General features: G+C 59.7%; 19 protein-coding genes. 1 reads left to right on the top strand and 18 read right to left on the bottom strand.

The annotated features are described in order from the left end of the window. Window positions 1-62: 62 nt before the first annotated feature. The 12 genes from ppk1 to GDA65_09720 form a co-directional block, all read right to left on the bottom strand. Window positions 63-2,201, bottom strand: coding sequence for a polyphosphate kinase 1 (gene ppk1, locus GDA65_09775; protein ID MBA5862981.1), 2,139 nt, complete (start codon window positions 2,199-2,201; stop codon window positions 63-65). Window positions 2,202-2,302: 101 nt separating this feature from the next. Then, window positions 2,303-3,208 carry a hypothetical protein gene (locus GDA65_09770; protein ID MBA5862980.1) on the bottom strand — a complete coding sequence of 302 codons (906 nt, stop codon included), beginning with the start codon at window positions 3,206-3,208 and terminating at the stop codon, window positions 2,303-2,305. A gap of 2 nt (window positions 3,209-3,210) precedes the next feature. Further along, complete coding sequence (locus GDA65_09765; protein ID MBA5862979.1) at window positions 3,211-3,408, bottom strand: hypothetical protein; 198 nt, start codon at window positions 3,406-3,408, stop codon at window positions 3,211-3,213. A gap of 4 nt (window positions 3,409-3,412) precedes the next feature. After that, a complete protein-coding gene (gene ilvD, locus GDA65_09760) occupies window positions 3,413-5,086 on the bottom strand; it encodes a dihydroxy-acid dehydratase (GenBank protein MBA5862978.1) in 1,674 nt (557 codons plus the stop codon). Window positions 5,087-5,315: 229 nt separating this feature from the next. After that, window positions 5,316-5,684, bottom strand: a complete 369-nt coding sequence (locus GDA65_09755; GenBank protein MBA5862977.1) for a hypothetical protein — start codon at window positions 5,682-5,684, stop codon at window positions 5,316-5,318. Window positions 5,685-5,716: 32 nt separating this feature from the next. Next, complete coding sequence (locus GDA65_09750; protein MBA5862976.1) at window positions 5,717-6,316, bottom strand: hypothetical protein; 600 nt, start codon at window positions 6,314-6,316, stop codon at window positions 5,717-5,719. A gap of 26 nt (window positions 6,317-6,342) precedes the next feature. Next, window positions 6,343-6,990 carry an NAAT family transporter gene (locus GDA65_09745; protein ID MBA5862975.1) on the bottom strand — a complete coding sequence of 216 codons (648 nt, stop codon included), beginning with the start codon at window positions 6,988-6,990 and terminating at the stop codon, window positions 6,343-6,345. A gap of 29 nt (window positions 6,991-7,019) precedes the next feature. Further along, entirely contained in the window at window positions 7,020-8,051 is a 1,032-nt protein-coding gene (locus GDA65_09740; protein ID MBA5862974.1) for a DnaJ domain-containing protein, read from the bottom strand. Window positions 8,052-9,170: 1,119 nt separating this feature from the next. Further along, window positions 9,171-10,271, bottom strand: a complete 1,101-nt coding sequence (gene ugpC, locus GDA65_09735; protein ID MBA5862973.1) for a sn-glycerol-3-phosphate ABC transporter ATP-binding protein UgpC — start codon at window positions 10,269-10,271, stop codon at window positions 9,171-9,173. A gap of 252 nt (window positions 10,272-10,523) precedes the next feature. Continuing rightward, window positions 10,524-11,339 (bottom strand): ABC transporter permease subunit, encoded by an 816-nt coding sequence (locus tag GDA65_09730; GenBank protein ID MBA5862972.1) that lies wholly within the window; start codon window positions 11,337-11,339, stop codon window positions 10,524-10,526. After that, window positions 11,336-12,247 (bottom strand): ABC transporter permease subunit, encoded by a 912-nt coding sequence (locus GDA65_09725; protein ID MBA5862971.1) that lies wholly within the window; start codon window positions 12,245-12,247, stop codon window positions 11,336-11,338. Before GDA65_09725 ends, GDA65_09730 begins: the two co-directional genes overlap by 4 nt. Next, window positions 12,244-13,620, bottom strand: coding sequence for an extracellular solute-binding protein (locus GDA65_09720; protein ID MBA5862970.1), 1,377 nt, complete (start codon window positions 13,618-13,620; stop codon window positions 12,244-12,246). Before GDA65_09720 ends, GDA65_09725 begins: the two co-directional genes overlap by 4 nt. 34 nt (window positions 13,621-13,654) lie before the next feature. Between GDA65_09720 and GDA65_09715 the strand changes: the two genes are divergently transcribed. Next, window positions 13,655-13,966: a hypothetical protein gene (locus GDA65_09715; GenBank protein MBA5862969.1), complete on the top strand. Its 312-nt coding sequence runs from the start codon at window positions 13,655-13,657 to the stop codon at window positions 13,964-13,966. 49 nt (window positions 13,967-14,015) lie between these two features. Here GDA65_09715 and GDA65_09710 read toward each other — a convergent pair whose 3' ends face one another. The 6 genes from GDA65_09710 to GDA65_09685 all read right to left on the bottom strand — a co-directional run bounded on the left by GDA65_09710 (window position 14,016) and on the right by GDA65_09685 (window position 20,643). Beyond that, window positions 14,016-14,402 carry a hypothetical protein gene (locus GDA65_09710; protein ID MBA5862968.1) on the bottom strand — a complete coding sequence of 129 codons (387 nt, stop codon included), beginning with the start codon at window positions 14,400-14,402 and terminating at the stop codon, window positions 14,016-14,018. Window positions 14,403-14,478: 76 nt separating this feature from the next. Continuing rightward, entirely contained in the window at window positions 14,479-15,003 is a 525-nt protein-coding gene (locus GDA65_09705) for a methylated-DNA--[protein]-cysteine S-methyltransferase (GenBank protein ID MBA5862967.1), read from the bottom strand. A gap of 251 nt (window positions 15,004-15,254) precedes the next feature. Next, a complete protein-coding gene (locus GDA65_09700) occupies window positions 15,255-16,205 on the bottom strand; it encodes a phosphoadenosine phosphosulfate reductase family protein (GenBank protein MBA5862966.1) in 951 nt (316 codons plus the stop codon). 58 nt (window positions 16,206-16,263) lie between these two features. Further along, the gene (locus GDA65_09695; GenBank protein ID MBA5862965.1) at window positions 16,264-16,464 is read right to left on the bottom strand and encodes a thiamine biosynthesis protein ThiS; all 201 of its coding nucleotides are present in this window, start codon (window positions 16,462-16,464) and stop codon (window positions 16,264-16,266) included. Window positions 16,465-17,332: 868 nt separating this feature from the next. Then, on the bottom strand, window positions 17,333-18,334 hold the full coding sequence (gene galT / locus GDA65_09690; GenBank protein ID MBA5862964.1) for a galactose-1-phosphate uridylyltransferase: 1,002 nt from the start codon (window positions 18,332-18,334) through the stop codon (window positions 17,333-17,335). Window positions 18,335-18,441: 107 nt separating this feature from the next. Continuing rightward, entirely contained in the window at window positions 18,442-20,643 is a 2,202-nt protein-coding gene (locus tag GDA65_09685; GenBank protein ID MBA5862963.1) for a glycoside hydrolase, read from the bottom strand. Window positions 20,644-20,648: the final 5 nt, after the last annotated feature.

Here is a 20,648-nt window from a genome sequence, read left to right as displayed (position 1 = left end):
GGACAGGTTAAGAAGGGGTTACAACGTGCGGAGGAAAAAGACTCTGGTCGTTGATGGAAGCGTTAGGTGACGAGTCGGTTCATCAACCATTGTTGCGCTGACCGCGCCGCTCTTCGGCCGGGCGTTTGTCGCTTGTAGGTTCCGTCTCGATGGAGAATCCAGGCGTGGGTATTGTCTTCCAGGTAGGGACGGAGACCTTCCTCGATGATCCGGTGGCGAAGTATCGGATCCAAGACTGGAAACGCGACTTCGATCCGCCGGAAAAAATTGCGATCCATCCAGTCTGCGCTGGAGAGAAACACTCTGTCATCGCCGTCGTTGAGGAAATAGAAAATCCGGCTGTGCTCGAGAAAGCGTCCGATGATCGAACGTACGCGAATATGTTCTGAGAGGCCGGCGATCCCGGGTCGCAGGGCGCAAGGTCCACGGACGATCAAATCGATTTTGACGCCGGCTTGAGAGGCCTTGTAGAGCGCGCGAATAATCTGCGGCTCCAGAAGCGCATTCATCTTGGCGATGATGTGTGCCGGTTTGCCTTTCCTGGCGCGGTCGGTTTCTCGCGCGATCCATTTCAGCAATGTCGTATGCAAGGTGAACGGCGATTGGAGCAGATGTTTGAGTCGACCCGGTTGCCCCAGCGAGGTGAGTTGTTGAAACACCGTTCGCACATCCCGACCAATCGCCGCATCGCAGGTGAGCAATCCGAAATCCGTATACAGCCGGGCATTGCGGGCGTGATAGTTGCCGGTGCCGAGATGGGTATAGCTGCGCAGAAGCCGGCCTTCGCGCCGAAGCACGAGACTCATCTTCGCATGCGTCTTGAGTCCCACCACGCCATACACCACATGGGCTCCGGCTTCCTCCAAATCATGCGCCAGCTCGATATTGGCTTCTTCGTCGAAGCGGGCTCGCAATTCGATCACCACCGTGACTTCTTTTCCGCCGCGCGCGGCATCCACGAGGGATTGCACGATGGCAGAATCGGCCCCGGTTCGATACAACGTTTGCTTGATCGTGAGCACGTGGGGATCGGTGGCCGCCTGGCGAAGAAACTCGGTGACCGGAGCGAATGATTGATACGGATGATGCAAGAGGATGTCGTTCTGCCGGATGGCATCGAACCAATCCTCGCTCGGCACCGGAGTCGCGGGAACGCCGGGCGTGAATGGCTGAAACTTCAGATCCGGTCGATCGACCAGGTCGGGCACGGCCATGAGCCGGTGCAGGTTGACTGGACCGTGGCATTGATAAATATCACGCGCATCGAGATGGAATTGCTCGCGGAGAAAATAGACCAGGTCCGGGGGGCAATTGTCCGCCACTTCCAGTCGCACCTCATCGCCGAAGCGGCGATCCGGCAACTGCCCCTCGAGGGCCCGGCGAAGGTCGTCCACGTCTTCTTCGTCGACGAACAGATTGCTGTTTCGCGTCACGCGGAATTGGTAGCAGCCGGTGACATGCATGCCGGGAAACAGTTGATGCACAAAGGCATGAATCACCGACGACAGGAACGCAAAATCGTGCGGCCAGGCTGCATTGCGAACGGGGAGTTGAATCACGCGCGGCAGCGACCTCGGAACTTGTACGATGGCCGTCCCATTGGGGCGCCCGAACGCATCGGTCCCTTCCAGGGTCACGAGAAAGTTCAGACTCTTATTGAGCAGTTTCGGAAAAGGATGCGCGGGGTCCAGCCCGACCGGACTCAGCAACGGGAGCAACTCGCGCGAAAAGAACCGGCGCATCCAGCGAATGTGCGACGGCATCCAGTCGGCCCGTTTTAGAAAGCGGATCCGTTCGTCGGCGAGTTTCGGAATGAGCGACTGGTTTAGCACGACGTACTGTTCCTGCACCAGTTGGTGGGTGAGTACGGCGATGCGGGCCAGGAGCTCCGACGGCGTCAGACCGTCGGCTCCCCGCTGCTCCACTCCATGCGTGACCTGTTCTTTAAGCCCGGCGACTCGAACCTCGAAAAATTCATCGAGGTTGGAACTGACGATGCAGAGGTATTTTAATCGTTCCAGCAGGGGAACTTTCTGGTCTTTGGCCAGATCAAGCACGCGGCGGTTGAATTCCAGGAGACTCAGCTCACGATTGATGAACCATTCGGGACGGGAGAGATCGCTCGTGACCGGGCGTCCGGGAGCAGCCTTAGGTGTCGGCGCCTGGGGTTGGCTGTCTGAAACTGTCGACCGTAATGCCATACGTAATGGGTGGGCAGTCTACACCAGCCGGGTGTCACGGCAGATCAAGAAACGGTTAACTTTTTCCGGTTACCGGCCGGACCTGCTGCCGGATTCGCCCGTTATCGGGCACAGCCGATCCTGGCGGTGGAGACCACGAAGTTGTCGAAATAGCGCTGTTGAACTTTGCTCAATGGAACAGAGGTCCAATATTGTTCCAGGTACACGGCATTGATGCCATATTCATGATAGCGGCCGATCCAATTCACGCCGGTCCGTTGCGCTTCCAACTGATCATCGATCCAATATTCCAGGACGCCGTCTTCCGCATCGCGACTGTTCAATTTCATGTGTACTTCGAGACAAAACCATTTCCCGATGTTGGCAGGGTTGAACAGCGCAGTCCGGCCGCCGGCGGCGCCGAGCCATCGCAGGCGCGAGAAATCGTTATAAGTGGTCGTGCGCAATGCGCCTGATTCGTCGGTGCCGGATGCGGGATCGATGTAGAGGCGGTCGGGATCCGAGTCCGGACGGGCCCCGCTCCACAAATGGCCGATTGCCGCCTGAGCAAATCGGTCGCTGGAGAGAATGGTGGCCCTGGTTAACTTATCGGCTCCGCCACCGGTCCAGCCCGGTTGCAGCCGCAGGTCGAATCGCCAGTAGATGTCGCGGTATTGAGCCGTCCCCGCATCGACCGGCCTCATGTAGCCGCTTGGAGTCTTTCCGAAGGCCAGATGGAGCGAACCTCCATGCGGATCGCCGGGAAGGTATTCCGCGCGCATGCCGATGGAGGCCCCGACGCCTGCCCCGTCTTCGCGGACGAAGCGGCCATGCCGGATGTCGTACTCGAAGTAATGGCTTAAACGGTCGATCTCGAAATCATCGCACCAGATCCATTCGGGGTGCCGGCTCTGCCAGTCTTCGCACAGGGCCTGGTGGGAATCAGTTGCAGCGCCAGGGCCAGGCCCGAAGAGACAAACGGCGGCGCACAGCGCCGCCGCGAGACTCCATCGAGACCGAATTGCCATGGCTAGCAAATTACGAAAGACCTCGTTGCGTTGCATGACGTCGCCCTTCGCTCGCATGTCTTGTTGGTGCCACAATCACCGCAGGATGCGCAGAAAGGCCGTCCAGCGAGACCGCAGCGAGTGAAGAAGCGAGTCGTACTCATTTGGTACGGTGAGCTTCTGAACGACGCGAGAACGCCGCTGGCGGACTTTGTCCGCATCCTGCTAGCTGGTCACCGCCCCTTCGGAAGCGGAGGAGACGTGGCGGGCGTATTTCCCCATCACCCCGGAGAGATAACGGGGCGCCGGGTGTTTGACTTTCTTCAGACGAGCGGCCATGTCTTTCTGGGTCACGTTGACGTCCAACCGCCGTTTCACAATGTCGAAGGTGATGACATCCCCGGTCTTCACGGCGGCGATCGGGCCGCCCTTGATGGCTTCAGGGGCGACATGTCCTGCCATCAGGCCGTGTGTCGCGCCGGAGAATCGCCCGTCGGTGAGCAGCGCGACGGAATCGCCGAGTCCTGCGCCGACGATGGCGGCTGTTACGCCGAGCATTTCCCGCATGCCCGGCCCGCCGGACGGTCCCTCGTATCGAATGACGACGACATCGCCGGCTGTGATCTTTCCGGCCTGCACGGCCTTGAAAGCATCTTCCTCGCGCTCGTACACCTTGGCCGGCCCGCTGAAATGCAGGATAGAATGGCCGGCGACTTTCACGACGCACCCCTCCGGGGCCAGGTTGCCTTTGAGAATGACCAGGCCGCCGGTCGGTTTGATCGGCTTGGACAGCGGGCGCAACACCTGCTGATCCGCTTTCTCGACGGCGGCCTTGGCCTCTTCGCCGATCGTCCGTCCGGTGACGGTAATCTGGTCCGGATGCAGGATCTTTGCATCGATCAAGCGTTTCGCCACGAGGGTCGTTCCCCCGGCCGCATAGAGATCCGCCGCCGTGAAGTGACCGCCCGGCTTCAGATCGGCCAGCAGCGGCACCTTCCGGTTGATCTTGTCGAAATCGTCGATGGTGAGACGCACACCCATCTCACGGGCCACCGCCAGCAGATGCAGGACGGCATTGGTCGAGCCGCCGGTCGTCGCGACGGCGGCGATGGCATTTTCGATTGAGCGGCGAGTGATGATCTGTTTGGGGCGAATGTCTTTCTTGAGCAGGTCCATGACCAATTTGCCGCATTCGAAGGCCACATCGTCCTTGCGCGCATCCATGGCCGGAACCCCGTTGCGTCCCATCGGCGAGATACCGAGGAATTCGAACGCAATGGCCATGGTATTGGCGGTGAACTGGCCGCCGCAGGCGCCGGGTCCCGGACAGGCATGATCTTCCAAGTCTTTCAACTCGGCATTCGTCATCTTGCCGGACGCGTGCTTGCCGACTGCCTCGAAGACGTCTTGAATGGTGACATCATGTCCTTGAAAGTGTCCCGGCATGATGGAGCCGCCGTAAATCATGAGCGAGGGGACGTTCAGCCGGCAGAGCGCCATGACCGTGCCGGGAATGGTCTTGTCACATCCCGATAAGGCAACGACGCCGTCGAAGAGATGCCCGCGTGCGACGAGCTCGATGGAATCGGCGATCACCTCACGACTGATGAGCGACGCCTTCATGCCCTCGGTGCCCATGGAGATGCCGTCTGAGACCGCAATGGTGTTGTATTCGATCGGGGTGCCGCCAGCCGCGCGGATGCCTGCCTTGACCCGCTCCGATAACCGGCGCAGGTGAAAGTTGCAGGGCATGACTTCTATCCAGGTGTTGGCGACGCCGATCAAGGGGCGTTCGAGGTCGGCATCGGTAAATCCGACGGCTTTCAGCATGGCGCGGGCCGGCGCGCGGCCCGGTCCGTCGAGCAGGTTATGACTTTTGTGCCGAGGGTCGATCGTCATGGAAACTCCTTCAGTTACGGGACGGGACACCACCGTTCAATGCGAGACGTGTCGAGATTGATCGCAAACTTTCGCATAGATGGGCGTGGGGGGTCAATCCGCGTACATGATGGTCAGGCCTGGCAGGGACACTGGCAATGCTGGAGCGCTGAAGGGGGGATGAACGGGGAGGCGGTACCGAACGCGCGGCAGGGAGGCACCCGAGGATGCGACCCTGCCGCAAGGAGTATTAATGCTTGTCCTTCTTGTCGTGCTTTTCTTTCTTGTCGTGTTTCTCGTGCTTCGCTTCCTTGTCGATAACGGCGCCTGTGGCTGCGTCGATATGCACTTCCGTCATCGCGCCGTCGGCTCCGAGCACTTCAACTTCCCAGACCGTCTTGTCGTGCTTCTTTTCGAGTTCAGCTTCGACTGCCGTGCCCGGCGCCGCCTCCAACGCAGTTTTGATCGCCTGGTCGATGGTGACTTTGGCGTCCTTCACCAGGTCCGCGACATCGCATGTCTCGTCCTTGCCCTTGTGGCCCTTGTCACTCCACGCGGGAGTCGTCATGAGACACAGGGCCGCAACCATGAGGGCTGGAACTGCCAGGTGCTTGATCATCTGTGACCTCCGATTCAGTTCAGGTGAACGGATTACTGAGGTTTCGCTTCGCCATGTGGATTCGCGCCATGAGGGTTGCCGCCGTGCGGATTCTTTCCATGGGGTGCGCCCTGGCCCATGCCCTTGTGCTGCTGCATCATCTTCTCATGCTCGGCCTGTTCCTTGGCGCGCTGTTCGGGAGTCAGCAGCGCAAGGACATCCCGTCTGGTTTTGACCGACAGCACCCGGAGTCCGATTTGCACGTCGGCGCTCTGCTTCAACTTCGCTTCGATGGCTCCGATGTCGGACTTTTCGTCATCGGTCAGCGCCTTCACTTCCCGTTCGGCGACCTGAATATCGGCCTCCATCTTGATCCGGTTCTTGTCGAGATTCAGCTGCAGTTCCTTCAGCTTGGTCACTTGATCGGCGCTCAACCCGATCTCCTTTTCATGCTTCAGAAGGTGACGGATGAGGTGGCCGGCGCCCCCATGCATCATCATCTCCATCATGGCGGCGCCCATGCCGTGCTGGCCTTTCTGGTAGCCGCCGCCGTGCCCGCCATATCCGCCTTCGGGATTCGCCCAGGCGGGGGAGAGTGTCAGCGCGCAGGCAACGGCAGACGCGGTGGCCAGAGTGAACAGTTTCGTCGTCATTCGGTTCCTCCTTCAGTTAAGTGCGATTAATGTCCTGTCAGCCCACGTAACAAACCCCGGTCACCGGTGAGGGCATTCACCATAAATTGAACGGCCAACGCAGCCAGCAACAATCCCATCAAGCGAGCGATGATTTTCTCGGCGATGGGATTCAGCCATTTCGCGCTGCGCGCGCCGATCGCTAATATACTGTAACTCGCCAATCCGATCAGTACAAGGCATCCCAACAATACTATACGCAACAACCAGGTGGTGGCCTGCGTTTCCAGCAGAATCACGGTTGAGATCGCCGCTGGTCCCGCCAGCATGGGGATGGCGAGCGGGGTGATGGCGATATCGTCTTTGCTGGTGCCGGCGGCGGTTTCTGCCGCCGTTTCCTGAACCGTGGACCGTTGGGCGCGCAACATGTCCAGCGAGACCAATAACAAAATAAGTCCGCCGGCGATTTGTACGGCGGGTAAGGAAATGCCCAACAGACTGAGCAATGTTTGGCCGAACAGGGCGAAACCACTCAGGATCCCGACCGTCACGAGACAAGCGACCCGCGCGGTTCGAAGTCGCTGGGCGACTGAATCGCGAGGGGTCATGGCGAGAAACGCCGGGACCACGGCGATGGGATCGACGATCACGAAGAGGGAACTGAACGCGAGGAAGGCATATTCGACCATCGTCATAGAAGTGGCCGGCATCAGGATCGTGCGGATCAGGACGAACTGCGTCTCGACGCGGCGAGGATCTCGGCTCGTGGATCGCTGTGGCGGCCCTGTCTCAACTGTTCATAGAGCGCCCGCTCTTCGGCGGATATGTCCGTCGGCATGACGATTTTCAGCTTCAGGAACAGATCCCCATGCTCCCCGGCGGCAGTGGGCAGGCCTTTGCCCTTCAGGCGCAGCTTGCTGTCGGCTTTACTGCCGGGCGGAATTTTCACCTTTACCGGTTCCGCCAGCGTAGGCGCCATCACTTCAGCGCCGAGCGCCGCTTCCCATGGCCAGACCGGGAGGGTGACGTGAATGTCGGACCCCTTCTGCCGGAAGACGCCGTTGGCTTGAAGATGGACGCGCAGGTACAGATCACCCGGTCGGCCTCCATTCACTCCCGGTTGACCTTTGCCTGCGATACGAACGCGCGTATTGTCTTGAACACCTGCCGGAATACGAACTTCAATCGTACGCTTTTCGGTTTGAGTGCCGGTGCCGCCGCAGACGACGCAGGGGCGGCCTCTCACGATGGCGCTGCCGCCGCACGCCTTACAGGGCACGCGCTCGGTGAGGTCGATGCGCCGGCTGACGCCGGTCGCCACGTCGCGGATGCTGAGCTCCACATCTGTTTCCAGGTCTTCTCCATCGACGGCAAATCCCGTGGCGTTTCCGCCGCGTCCCCGTCCGCCGAAGAAGGTTTCGAAGATATCCCCGAAGTCACCACCGCTGAATCCCCCGGCTGCGCCGCCTCGTCCGGTTTGGGCGCCTGCCTGCTGCCGGGCTTTCTCGTAGGCTTCGGCCTGTTCCCAGTTCTGGCCGTACTGATCGTATTTTTTGCGTTTGTCGGGATCCGACAACACCTCATGCGCTTCGTTCAATTCCTTGAACTTTTTCTCCATTTCCGTTTTTTTCACGCCGGTATGGAGATCGGGATGAATTTCGCGGGCCCGCTTGCGAAATGCCTTCTTGATGTCGTCGGCAGAGGCGTCCCGTTGGATGCCGAGGATGTCGTAGTAACCGCGTTGTGCTGTAGCCATCAGGATCTGTCCGTAGAAAATCTTGTGCGGCGCGCAGGCAAGGAGTGTAATCCTTTCCGGAGCTTACGGAGTCTCCCGGCGCATTGCAAGTGAACTGATGGTTTTTCCTCTTTGCCGCCGTTCTTTCTCCTCACGAGATAAGAAAGTCCTTCGCGTAGTCAAGGGCCGGAGATTAGGGCGAGGCGACACGACGGAGCGCAATGCGTCTTGGCCGGCTATCCCCTGTGCCAGGACAGGCGGGCGTGTGAAGCCTACCGTCTCTTGCGTGCGGTTCGGCGTTACTGTCGTCGGCGAGACCATGCGAGTTCCCAAAGGATGATCGCTAGGAAGAGGTCGGTGGCCGGTTCCGAGCCGGCTTGGAATGTAGACGAACTGGTACAGATCCAGGATGATCCTGCGGGCCTTCAGAATAAAATGATGTGATGGACTGCGTGAGCAGGACAGGATTGGGTCCTGTTCGGACAGGGATGGTGCTGGAGAAGAGATTCGTCGCATGACTGACAAGGAACTGTCTTCCTGCTGTGTCCGTCCAGTTACGATGAACGTTGCCCAGGATGTCCATGCTTGCGGACAGGTCTAACAGGATGCGGAAAAAGTCCACCAGCGGCGTTCTCGCCTCGTTCAGCGGCTCAACGTACGACAAGAGTACGATTCGCCGCTTCACTCGCTGCGGCCTTGCTGGATGGCCTTTTTGCGCATCCTGCGTACTATCCTGATACCAACACGCCACGTGACCTGATCGCGGCGCAGCGTGCAAAAAATGAGTTTTTCCGCAGCCTGCTAAGACAATACACCACACCATGATTCTTTGTTGACGACAGATCGGCGACCTCCTGGGTATTTTCTGGAGACTGTCGAGTAAGCACGCGTCTGGGTTACTCATCACTAGATCAGCTCCCTGTGCGTGCTGGTTGAAGCATCGACTCAGTGCGGTCGACCAGAATCAGCCGGTCGTTGCATTGTTCATTGTGGTGTCTCTACGCAGTCTGGCCAAGTGTAAAGGGGGGAGCTGGGTGTCAAGCGTTCAAGTTAGGGTATGTCTTGCGGTCGCACCGTTCGCTGCGGGCTGAGATCTCTCGTGCCATTTGTTCCGCGCCGCTAGAAAGTGACTGGTGTCGCTCAAGCAGGCGTCGTTGATAGCGGATCGACCCGCTGGCGGTCGATGAATAGATGCAATTTGCGGGTAGGAAAATAGAGGCGTACCGACGAGTTCGCGCTGCGGGCGATGCCACGATCGGCCCGTGCGACAAGTCGAAGGGGCCCGACGCGGCAGTGTAGCAGCAGATCCGCGCCGAGGTCTTCGATCAAGTCTACTTGGGCGTCGACCATGAGTGACTCCGGCGTTTCCTGCAGCGCAATGTCCTCCGGGCGGATGCCGAGCATGACAGGCGTTGGCTGTTGCGGAGGGCCTGCTATCAATCGCGACGGAAGCGGCACCGACAAGCCGTCGCTGTGAAAGATTGTCTCACCCGCCTGTGCGCTGAGACTGCCTTCCCAGAGGTTCATCGGCGGGGTGCCGATGAAGGCGGCGACGAAGGGGTCGGCCGGCGCGGTATATGTCTGCTGGGGCTCATCCGCCTGTCTGATCCGTCCACCTTCGATGACGACGATGCGGTCGCCCAGGGTCATCGCCTCCACTTGATCGTGGGTCACATAGATCATGGTGGCCTGCAGGCGTTGTTGTAACTTCTTGAGCTCGATGCGCATTGTGGTGCGAAGTTGGGCGTCCAGATTGGACAGCGGTTCGTCGAAGAGGAACAGCTTGGGCTTGCGGACAATGGCGCGTCCCATGGCCACCCGTTGCCGTTGCCCTCCGGATAAGTCTTTCGGCTTGCGATCCAGCAGCCGCTGAATGTCCAGGAGCTGCGCGGCTTCGCTGATGCGGGCTTCAATGGTGTCGCGTGGCACGCGGCGCATCTTGAGCGCAAAGGCGAGATTTTCACGAACCGACAGGTGCGGATACAGCGCATACTGCTGGAACACCATGGCAATGTCGCGGTCGGCCGGTGGCAAGTGATTCACTGACTGGCCGTCGATCAACACTTCACCTGCGGTCTGATTGTCGAGTCCGGCGATAATGCGCAACAGCGTGGATTTGCCGCAGCCGGAAGGGCCGAGCAGAATCGTGAAGCTGCCGTCAGGCACCTTTAGCGACACGTCGCGTAAGACTGGTTGATCGCCAAAAGATTTTGAGACGGAGCGCAGTTCTAGTTCGGCCATAGCGATTCTCTAGCAGATAACATGCTCACAGCATGCTCAAAAGGGTTCTCGATCTCGACGGCCCTGCTTATACCGGCCTTGCCGGAGTATTTATCTGGATGTCTGTCACTTTCATGCGTGGCAGACGCAGGCTATTCAGAACGGCTGTCCAACAAGGCCATACGAAGCACGTCGACTGAGGCGTACCCTTGCGGTACGTCGCAGGGAGATGCGCGACCGAGAACGAAGGTGGCGGTCGTTTCCGATAGTCTGCTAGCCTTTCACGGCCCCGGCGGATAGTCCGCTCACAATCCATCGTTGGCACAACAGGACGACTCCAATCAACGGCAGAGTCGCGATCACCGAGGCAGCCGCCAACTCGCCCCAGGGCATGGTGAACTCTCCCTGGAAAAGCGCGATGCCCACAGGCAATGTTTGCTGTTCGGGTTGGGTCAGAATCAAGAGGGCAAAGAAGAACTCGTTCCAGGCATAGATCAGGATGAGAATCGCGGCCGTGAAAATCCCCGGCGCCGCCAGGGGGAGTGTGATGCGGAACAGGGTGCTCCAAGGCCCGCAGCCATCCACCCGTGCCGCATCCTCCAGCTCGGACGGCAATTCCTTGAAGAAGCTCGCCAGAATCCAGATCGCCAACGGCAGCGTCAGCGCAACATACGGCAACACGACGCCCCAACGATGGTTGAGTCCGCCCAGCGAATCAAGTAGCCGCCAGATCGGTCCGGCGATGGCCATTTGCGGGAACATCGAGACGCAGAGCAGCACGCCCAAAATGCCGTGTTTTCCGGGGAGGGTCAGCCGCGCCAGTGCATAAGCAGCCGGGATCGCGAATAGAAGGGCCACCAGCGTGGTGGAGCCGGCCACGACGACGCTGTTCAGCACGTAGTCAAACAGATGATGGTCGAACAGGGCCGCGCGATAGAACCCCAAGCTGCCTGAGGGCCACCAGGAAGGTGGGGCCGCTTCGATTTCAGTTTGGGACTTGAACGAGGTGAGGACAAACCAGAGAAACGGCAGCAGACTGAGTCCCACCGTCGCGAGGATGCCGCCAATCAGTGGAATCCGGCGGCTCATGGGCGTCCACGCTCCAGGAGGCTCGATCCAATGGCGCGGAGGTACGTCAACGACAGAGCGAGGATCATCAGAAACACGGCCACGGATATGGCAGATCCGTACCCGATGCGGCCCTCCGTGAAGAGGGTTTGATAGCCATAAAACTGCAGCACCTGGGTGGCGTCGCCAGGGCCCCCTTGCGTCATCACAAACACCAGATCGAAGACGCGAAACGCGTCCATGGTGCGAAACAGGAGTGCGAGCAACAGCGCCGGTTTGAGGAGCGGCAGGGTGATGTGCCAAAACCGCTGCCACACGGTGGCGCCGTCGACGCGGGCGGCATCGTACACATCGTGTGGAATGACCTGAAGGCCGGCCAGGATTAAGAGGGCAGCGAAGGAGGAGGTTTTCCACACGTCGGCCAGGACGACGACGGCAAAGGCCACGCTCGGATAGGACAACCAGGGGAGATAGTCCGTGACGCGGTCGCCGAACAACAGCAGATTCGCGAACCCGTACTGGTCGTTGAAAATATAACGCCACAATTGTGAAGCCACCACCGTGGGAATGGCCCACGGAATCAGGATGGCGGCGCGTACCAGGCCCCGGCCGCGAAATCGCTCGTGAATCACCAGTGCAATGATCAGTCCGCAGGCCAACTCGAGCAGGGTGGAGAGGGCCACAAACGCGAGGGTCACTCCCAACGCCTGCCGCGCGACCGGATCGTGGAACAGCGCCAGGTAATTATCGAGGCCCACGAACGGACTGCCAAGGTGTGGAATGCCCACGAAGATGTGGTGCAGGCTGAGCCAGAGTGAGTCCATCACGGGATATAACGCGAAGACCACTGTGACCAGGAGCGCCGGCGCCACCATCGCCCAGGCGGCCAGTCCCTCACGGTGTCGTAGACGCGAATGCCTGTGGATCATGGCGCCGCCTGTGTCAGTGCCAGGAGCCGATCGATGTGCGCATCGGTGATCGCCGCCTCTTGTGCGAGGTCGAGGCCGTCAACGGCCAGGGCGCGGCTGAAATATCGCTGCAAGAGATGTGAAATGGCGGGATAGACCGGGGACCGTGGGCGAGACGTGGCGGCGTGGAGGACGTCGCGCTGGTTTCGGAGCTGCGGCGAGCGGGCCAGGACTTCGGGGTCAGAGAAGAGCGATTCCCGGGACGGCGCGATACCGGCTTCGCGCGAGAATTTCTTTTGCACGGCCTGGCTGGAGAGAAATTCGATGAGGGCCCAGGCTTCGTCCGGGTGTTGGGAATAGGCGCTGATGCCGTAGAGCCAACCGCCAAGCGCCGCAGCAGTCCGTCCGGGCGCAAATCCCGGCAGAGGCGCCACGCCCACGTGTCCGGCAATCGTCGAACGCGACCGGTTGTTGGCAAGTTCCCAGGCGTAGGGCCAGTTTCGATGAAAGACCGCATGGCCCTGCAGAAACAGGGACAGGGCTTCCGGTTCCTGATAGGTGAGGGCGGCGCGTGAACTGAGCCGGCCAATGACTCTATCGCGGACGAATTGCACGGCTGCCAGCGCGTCAGGCGAGGACAAGGTCGAACCGGTCCCATCCGGCCGCAGCAGGTTTCCGCCATGCCCCTCTATAAATTCCAGCATGTTACAGACCAAGCCTTCGTATTGCTTGAACTGCGCGGAATAACCTTGCAGCAGGGGATTGGTTGGCTGTTCGCCGGCCAGGATGGTTTCTGCCTGGCGGACGAGTTCCGGCCAGGTCGCCGGTACGGCGAACCCATATTTCGCAAGCAGGTCCTGGCGATAGTACAGCAGCCCGGCATCAATCCGGCTCGGGACACCGTAGTAATGAGCGTCGTACCGGCCGACCTCGACGGCGGCAGGCAGAAATTCCCCTCGCATGGCCGGTGAAAATACGTCGTCAAGCGGGCGAGCCCATCCGGCCACGGCAAACTCCGGGACCCAGATGACATCGATAAAAAAGACATCGACCGTGGCATCACGATTCTTCAACTTCTGGGTCAGGAGATCGTGGTATGCGGTTGAACTGTGCGGGGCGAGTTCGCGCACGACCGAGATCTGGGGGTGTGCGCGGGAGAAGTCCGCGAGCACCGCATCCCATACGCGCGCATGGTCAGGTTTCCAGGAGACAAACCGAAGTGTGACGCGCGGCTCCGAGGTTGTGCGAACAGCACCAGGCGGTGATTCCGAGCACGCGATACCGGCGCTGCAGGTCAGCAGGAGGACAGTGAGCAGGCCGATCCAGCGGAATGCCGTTCCGGCAGACGACTGTGACGGGCGCTGGATGCGCTGACGTGGAGATCTCCATCGCATCACTCTGTCAGGTTATACACAGTCCGGTGGGGTGATGCAAAAGAAACGAAGGGCTATTCCTCTCACCATGACGGTCGCGTCGGCGGCCTCTACCAAATCTGTGACCGCCGCGACAACGGCAACCGTCTCCTGGGTGCCTCACACCGACAGTGACCTGGCGGGGTGCAAGGTGTACATGAGGACATCGTCCGGCCTCTACGGCACACCGGTAGACGTGGGAAATGTGACGACCTATACGGCCAGGAATTTGTCATCTGGAGCCACGTATTACGTTTCCGTGACCGCATACGACCAGAGCAAGAATGAAAGTCTCCACTCAAGCGAAGTGAGCAAGCGTATTTATTGAGGTGAGGCAGGCGGGCTTGGATAGTGCCACCACCGGCCAGGCCCGTCTCTTATTTCTTGCTCTGCACGGCCAGTTCCCACCGGTAGCCATCGGGGTCCGAAAACCAGATTCCCATGCTCTTGGATCCTGGCGCCACGGGCCCGATTTCATCTCCCGGATCCTCCACCTCCACCTTGAGTTTTTTGAGATGGGCCAGGGCTTTCTTCAGTGCGGTCATCGAGGGCAGATGGAACGCCACGTGCCCGACGGTTTTCGGCGATGGCTTTCCTTTGGCGAAGACGATCAGCACATTGGCATTTCCGATCCCCACGCCGCCTTCATATTCAAACTGTTTGCTGAGTCCGGATATCCGCATGAACCACCGGGCGCTGGCGCGTGGATCGCGAACCGCCAGCCCGAAATGCCAGACTGCGCCGAGCGTGAATGGAACCTTCATGTCTGTCACCTCCTGCTATGAAATGGGGTACATCCTATCACGGTGCCGCATGGCCTGACGCCCCTGAACGCGCCGCCTACTCTATCGCCTGTTTTTCGTGATTCAGCAACCAACGTTTGCGGTTCAGCCCGCCGCCGTAACCGGTGAGGGACCCGTCGGCGCCGATGACCCGGTGGCAAGGGATGACGATGCCGATGGGATTGGCGCCATTGGCGAGGCCGACCGCGCGCACTGCGGTCGGTTGCCCGATGAGTCTTGCCAGGTCACCATAACTCACCGTCTGTCCTGCTGGAATCTCGCGCAGCGCCTTCCACACGCGTTTCTGAAAGGCGGTGCCTGCGGTTGACGTCAGGAGTGAGTCGATGGCGCGGAGATTTCCCTCGAAGTAGTCCGCGAGGGCCGAGGCATGCCGCGATGATGCCACTGCCGGTGTCAGGATCATGCCCTGTGATCCATAGTGACGCGCCAACAGCCGCCGCATGCGATCCTCGAAGTCTACCCAATCGACAGCACGCAAATGTCCCTCATCATCTGAGATCACGACCAAGGTTCCGATCGGCGTCGTCAGGGTCTCCGTGAGAAGGTGAAGCTGGTGAGCCATGATGGATCTCCCTGTTGCGGTGACGGTGCTTATTGATCGAGGATCCAGAAATACTGGGCCGCGTATGCCCGCCATGGTCGCCAGGCCTCGGCGCGCTGCAGCAGGTGGGAGGCCTTGTTGCGCATCCTGCGTACTATCCTGATACCAACACGCCACGTGAGCTGATCGCGGCGTAGCGTGCAAAAAATGAGTTTTTCCGCAGCCTGTTAGGTCTGCGGCGGCGAGACAGCGGGCCGTCGGAAACGTTCGCGTCAGGCGCGCGGCGGTGCGGCGGTTTTGGCCTTCGCCATCATCTTGCAGTAGGAGCAGGTGCCGGCGGTCGTCGGCTGTCCGCAAGACTCGCATGGAATGAGGGTGCGTTGATCCTTCTCGGCCATGGACTCCGTGGCGGGTGTGGCGGTGGATTGTTTGTCTAGAAACCCCCAGTAAAAACGCTGCTTGGTGCCCGGGGATTCGGTCTCCAGCCGGTTGAGCACTTCCTTGTAGAGAATCATCTTGGAGCCCTTGGCCATGGGGCATTCTTCGACGATGTAGTCGATGCGATTGACCACGGCATAGGCGGCGATTTCCCGTTCGGACAATCGGCAGAGGGGTTTGACCTTCTTCGCAAATCCTTGCACCGATGCCGGCAGCGTCGGGCTCTGCTTATCCAGATAGTCGTCCTGCCAGTGCAAGACATTGCCCAACAGGCGCGCCGCTTCGTCGTCGAGGTTATGGCCGGTGGCCATGACGTCATAGTCCTGCTCAACTGCCGCGCGGTTAAATTGATAGCGTTTGATCGTTCCGCAGGTGGAGCAGGTCGGACGATGAAGGATGGTGGCCAGTTCACGAATGCCGGCTCCGGCTTCCTGTTCGACGACGTGCACCAGCAGTTTCGCGCCATGAGAAGCGGCCACCGTCTCGGCATAGTGCCGCACTTTCCGGTGTGACTCTTCCGAATAGGCGCCGATGCCGAGATTCACATACAGCGCGTCGGCGCGATACCCGAGCGCGAGCAGGATATGCCACAGGGCCAGACTGTCTTTGCCGCCGGAGACTGCGACGAGAATCCGGTCTTCGGGCGTGAACATCTTGAAGGCCTTCACGGCGCGCGCGACCTGTTCATGGACAAAGGTCGTAAAGCAGGCCTTGCAGAAGGCGGCATTGTGCCGCGGCAATCCGATGACCGCGCGTGTACTGGTCGGACATTTGGTGCAATTCATGGTTGAGCAGTGTTGAGTGGTAAGTTGTGAGTGCTGAGTGGCAGACCAAACTCGCCACTCAAAATGTTCCGCCGGAGATCACCGGGCGGATCTCAACCTGGTCGGCGTCGGCCAGCATTTCATCTTCCGTGACGAGTTCATCGCCGCGGATGACCAGATGCGCCTCCATGACCAGATTGAGCTCGCGCAGCAGTTCCTTGGTGCGCTTCGGTCCTTTGATCTCGACTTGTCTGTGCGGGTGACTCAATTGTACGAGCATGCGCGATGATACGGCTGATGCGCGCGGGATTGCAATCGGATGATGAGCCCCCGGAGATGAAGCGGGGAGAGAGGTCGTCCCGTGAGACGGTCCGAGGCAAGCGCCGGCTGCACCTCTACTGACCGGCTGTGGAGCGTTACCTGACGTTCTGGATGATCTGGTAGATCAGCAACCCGACTACGCCGAGGAACAACATTGCGGATGCCACTGCCAGACGTTTATATTTCTGGTTGTTGATGTCCAACGCGCTGAATGAAGAGTTTTTCCAATCGAGGTTCTGTTCGTTCACTATCTCCTCCTGTCCTTCTCCCGTCTCGGTAGACCCCGCCTCCCCATCCCGTTCTGCGGGATGAATGTGTGACTGATTGAGCGGTTACGTTGAGGACCATCCCGAATCGCGAGTTCCCTGGGCATACTCCCTGGTTGGTATACGCTCGCATACCTGGAATTGCAATGAAAGATACTGGACAAAATTCTGGTAGCGACCGGATTTTATCCAATCGCGCTTGGTGAAAATTGGCGGATGACACTGCTGGCTTTGCCGTGCAGGGTGGCCGTGACATGTCGCCGCGGAACCGGCCACAGACACTGGATTGAGCGATGGCCTCTTCGACGATCTCGTGTCCCGGCGAGTTCCAGCGGTGGTCAGGTGCAAATTCCAGCGAAGCGAGCGCCGTCATTGACCGGTAGGAACCGCTGCCTCCGTCCCATGGAAAATAGCGTGAATAGAATACCACGGTCTATGCTGATGAGAGGGAAGGTGGTCCGTTTCATGCCAGACGGGCAAGAAGCTCGAGGTGAAGAGGCGGACCCTGCTCAACGCCACGCGTGGAGCGGGGGAATGGTGGTTCGACACGGGACGTATCACTCACAGCAGGGCATCCCTGAGGCATTTGGCCGCTTCTTCCGGTGCGACCGGGTTGATGTAAAATCCCGTGCCCCATTCGAATCCGGCCACTTGCGTGAGTTTTGGAATGATCTCGATGTGCCAGTGATAGAAGTCCCCCGTTTTTTCATGCAGCGGCGAGCTGTGCAGGATGAAGTTATACGCCGGCCGCGCCAGCACCGCATCCATGCGCCGGAGTGCTTCACCGAGCATGGGGGCCAGAAATTCGAACTGGGTCCGTTGACACTCTTCGAAATAACCGGTGTGGCGCTTCGGAAGAATCCACATCTCAAAAGGAAATCTCGGCGCATAGGGCGTGAGGCAGAGGAATTCCGGATTCTCCAGGACCACTCGCGTTCCCTCCGCGGATTCCTGCCGCAGGATATCGCAGTAAATACAGCGCTCTTTTTGTTGGAAGTGTTGTTTGCACCCATCGATCTCTTCGAGCACGCTGGTCGGCACAACCGGCAGGGCGATCAGCTGAGAATGGCTGTGTTCTAACGTCGCGCCCGCCGCGGCCCCGTGGTTCTTGAAAATCAGGATGTACCGAAGCCGAAGGTCTTTCTTCAGGTCGAGAATCCGGTCGCGATAGGCCCAGAGCACATCCTCCACTCGTTTTGCCGGCAGATCGCCGAGGCTTTCTTTGTGAGTAGGGGTTTCAACGATGACCTCATGAGCCCCGATTCCGTTCATGCGGTCGTACAAGCCGAGGCCTTCCCTGCCCATGTCTCCCTCCACCTGCAAGGCGGGAAACTTGTTGGGAATGACTCGCACGGTCCAATTCGGACCGTCCAGCCCGGAGCCGTGGGGCCGGTACGCAAGAATTTCTTTCGGGGTCAGCCGTTCCTGTCCCGGGCAAAACGGACAGAGGGCTGCTGAGGGAAGCGGCGCAGACGGCATATGCACATCCTGAGGGCGTCCGCTCCGTTCGGTCGAGATAATCACCCAGCGGCCGACGATCGGGTCTCTTCTCAATTCGGGCATCTCAACTCCTATCGTTCCTGACACATGATTCGTGCGTCCTGTTCGCTGTTCAGCGCGGGAATCGACACAGACTGATTCCGTGAACCGCGAGCTGTAATCAGTCCCGCTTACACCCGCCACATTGTGGCTTCAAAGTCGTCTCCCGGGCGGGTAAAGGTAGCCGGGCTGTGATGAGGGTATCGTGCGATTTCCATTCCGTGCTCCGACACCGTCAGCGTCAACCGCAATTCTGTGCCGACATCGATCTCCAGGTCTTTGAACGGAATGCCCAGTTCCAGGATTTTCTGGCGGCAGATGGTGCTGTATGCGCCCATGTCGCGATACGTGCCGGATTCATCCGTCCGTGCGAGCTGGAAGCTCTCGACTTCGCCCGTCAAGGCAAAGGACAGTTTGTATTGCTGGATGCCTGAGCCGATGTACAGATCCGCCGTGCATTGCTCCTGGCGGGTTTCGGATCGCTCATCGAAATCGAGACGGAAGTACAGGTGTTCGGGATCGAATCCGAAGAAAATTGCGGTGAAGAGTCCTTCGGATTTCCACATCGCCCCCAGGGGAGGCGTCGGATTGATGGCGCCGGCCCCGCGCCATTCGAAAAAGTTCGACGCCCGGCCGTCCAGGGTGGGGGTGATCAGAGCCAGGGGGAGCTGCACCAGATCGAGGCCTTGGGGCGTGCGCGTTTCGACCAGGGGTTGATTCAGGATATCAGGGGGCGTCATCCCGGCATAGGTCCAGACGTTGCGCAGGTGCGTGCGAAACAGGCGGTCGAATTCCTGTTTGTAGTCGGTGTCGAAATCATCGCCATACCACCAGAACCAATCGCTGCCCTCGGCGGCATACAGTTCGTCCCAGGCTGCGCGCGCCTTGGCCGGCTCCAACGACGGTGTCAGTTCGACGAGGCGTGCCCGCGTGTGTTGCAGGAGATCCCAGCCGCGATTGTCCTCCTGGTGGCCGATCCAGATCTTGAAGTCCTGGTTGATCCAGGATCCGGAGTGCAGCTGTTCGAGTCGCTGCGTTGGCGGAGCGGCTTCCATGGCATTGCTGATGGTGTTCAAGCGCACGCGGATGCCGTGGCCCAGTTGGAGCCCGTCCCGTTCGAATGCGCGAAACAGCAGGGAGAGAAAGCGTTCGCCGCCGTCGTAGTAATGTTCCCAGGGATTTTCGCCGTCGAGAATGACCGCGATCATTCCATTATCCACGCGGATGTCATAGGCGAGGCTGCGGATCCGCCGGAGCACGTCGTCCGCTGCGGCTTCCGGAGTGGTTTTATGGTAGACGAAACCAAATGCGTCGGAGATGTCCCGGTCACGGAACACGATGGAGAGCGGAGGGGTCTCCGTGCCGACCGCATAGGGCTGATAGAGATGATAGTGGCGGTTCCAGCCTTGTCCGGCCATCTGCAACGAGCGGTAGAGGATGCCTTCATCCGTGGCCAGCCAGCGGATTCCGGCTTTTGCCACGATCGGTAACAACTCTGGACAGACCGATCCTTCAGATGGCCAGAGCCCTGCCGGCGCGCGGCCGAACGTGCGCTGGTGGTACTCGACCGCCCGCCTGACTTGCGCCTCGGCATCGGCCGGCGCATGAAATCTGGCCGGAAGCGGCAGGTCCGGTCTGGCGCGACGCGTGATTTCCGAGTCGATGACCAGGGGAAGGATCGGGTGGAAAAATGGAGTCGTCGTCAATTCGATCTGTTTCCGGTCCTGGAGCGCGCGATACATTGGGATGATTTGCCGGATGGCCGTTTGCTGCAAGCCCAGCACTTCCTGCTTGTCTTCTTCCGTAAACCCCCGATTCTTTGCGCGCAGTTCCGCCAGGCGGGGAAATCGTTGCAGGCTGCCGTATCCGAACCAGGCGAGGTTGTGCCACACCTGAAGATCGAGAAGCTCCTGGGTGGAAAACTGGCGGGCCAGCCGTTCGAGATCCTGTCCGTGGACATCGAGGCCGCGTTTGACCAGCAGTTCCTGGTAGCGCGGAAACGGCCGCACCATCGTGGCCCAGTTGGCCGAAAAAAAATGGCGGACGAGAAAGGCTTTTTCCGTCGGCGTGAGGTCGGCGGCCGGACGTTGCGCATGTTCAAGGAACAGATCACGGACGCGCCCCGCGGAGAACTCTTCGAGTTGCAGCAGCAGGGAGGGGGTGAAGTTGAAGGTCGAACGGGCCTCAGGAAACTGTTCGAGCACGAAGGCCATATCATAGTAGGCCTTCGTGGCATGCAAGCGGACCCAGGGCATACTCGCGGTCCCGGTGAGCGGGTCCGTGTAATACGGCTGATGCATATGCCAGAGAAAGCAGAGCTGTATGGTTTTCATCGGGA

Source organism: Nitrospira sp. CR1.1 (genome assembly GCA_014055465.1).
Taxonomy (GTDB): Bacteria; Nitrospirota; Nitrospiria; order Nitrospirales; family Nitrospiraceae; genus Nitrospira_A.
Note: the sequence above shows the minus strand (reverse complement) of the source record. Positions and strands in the feature narration are given on the sequence as shown.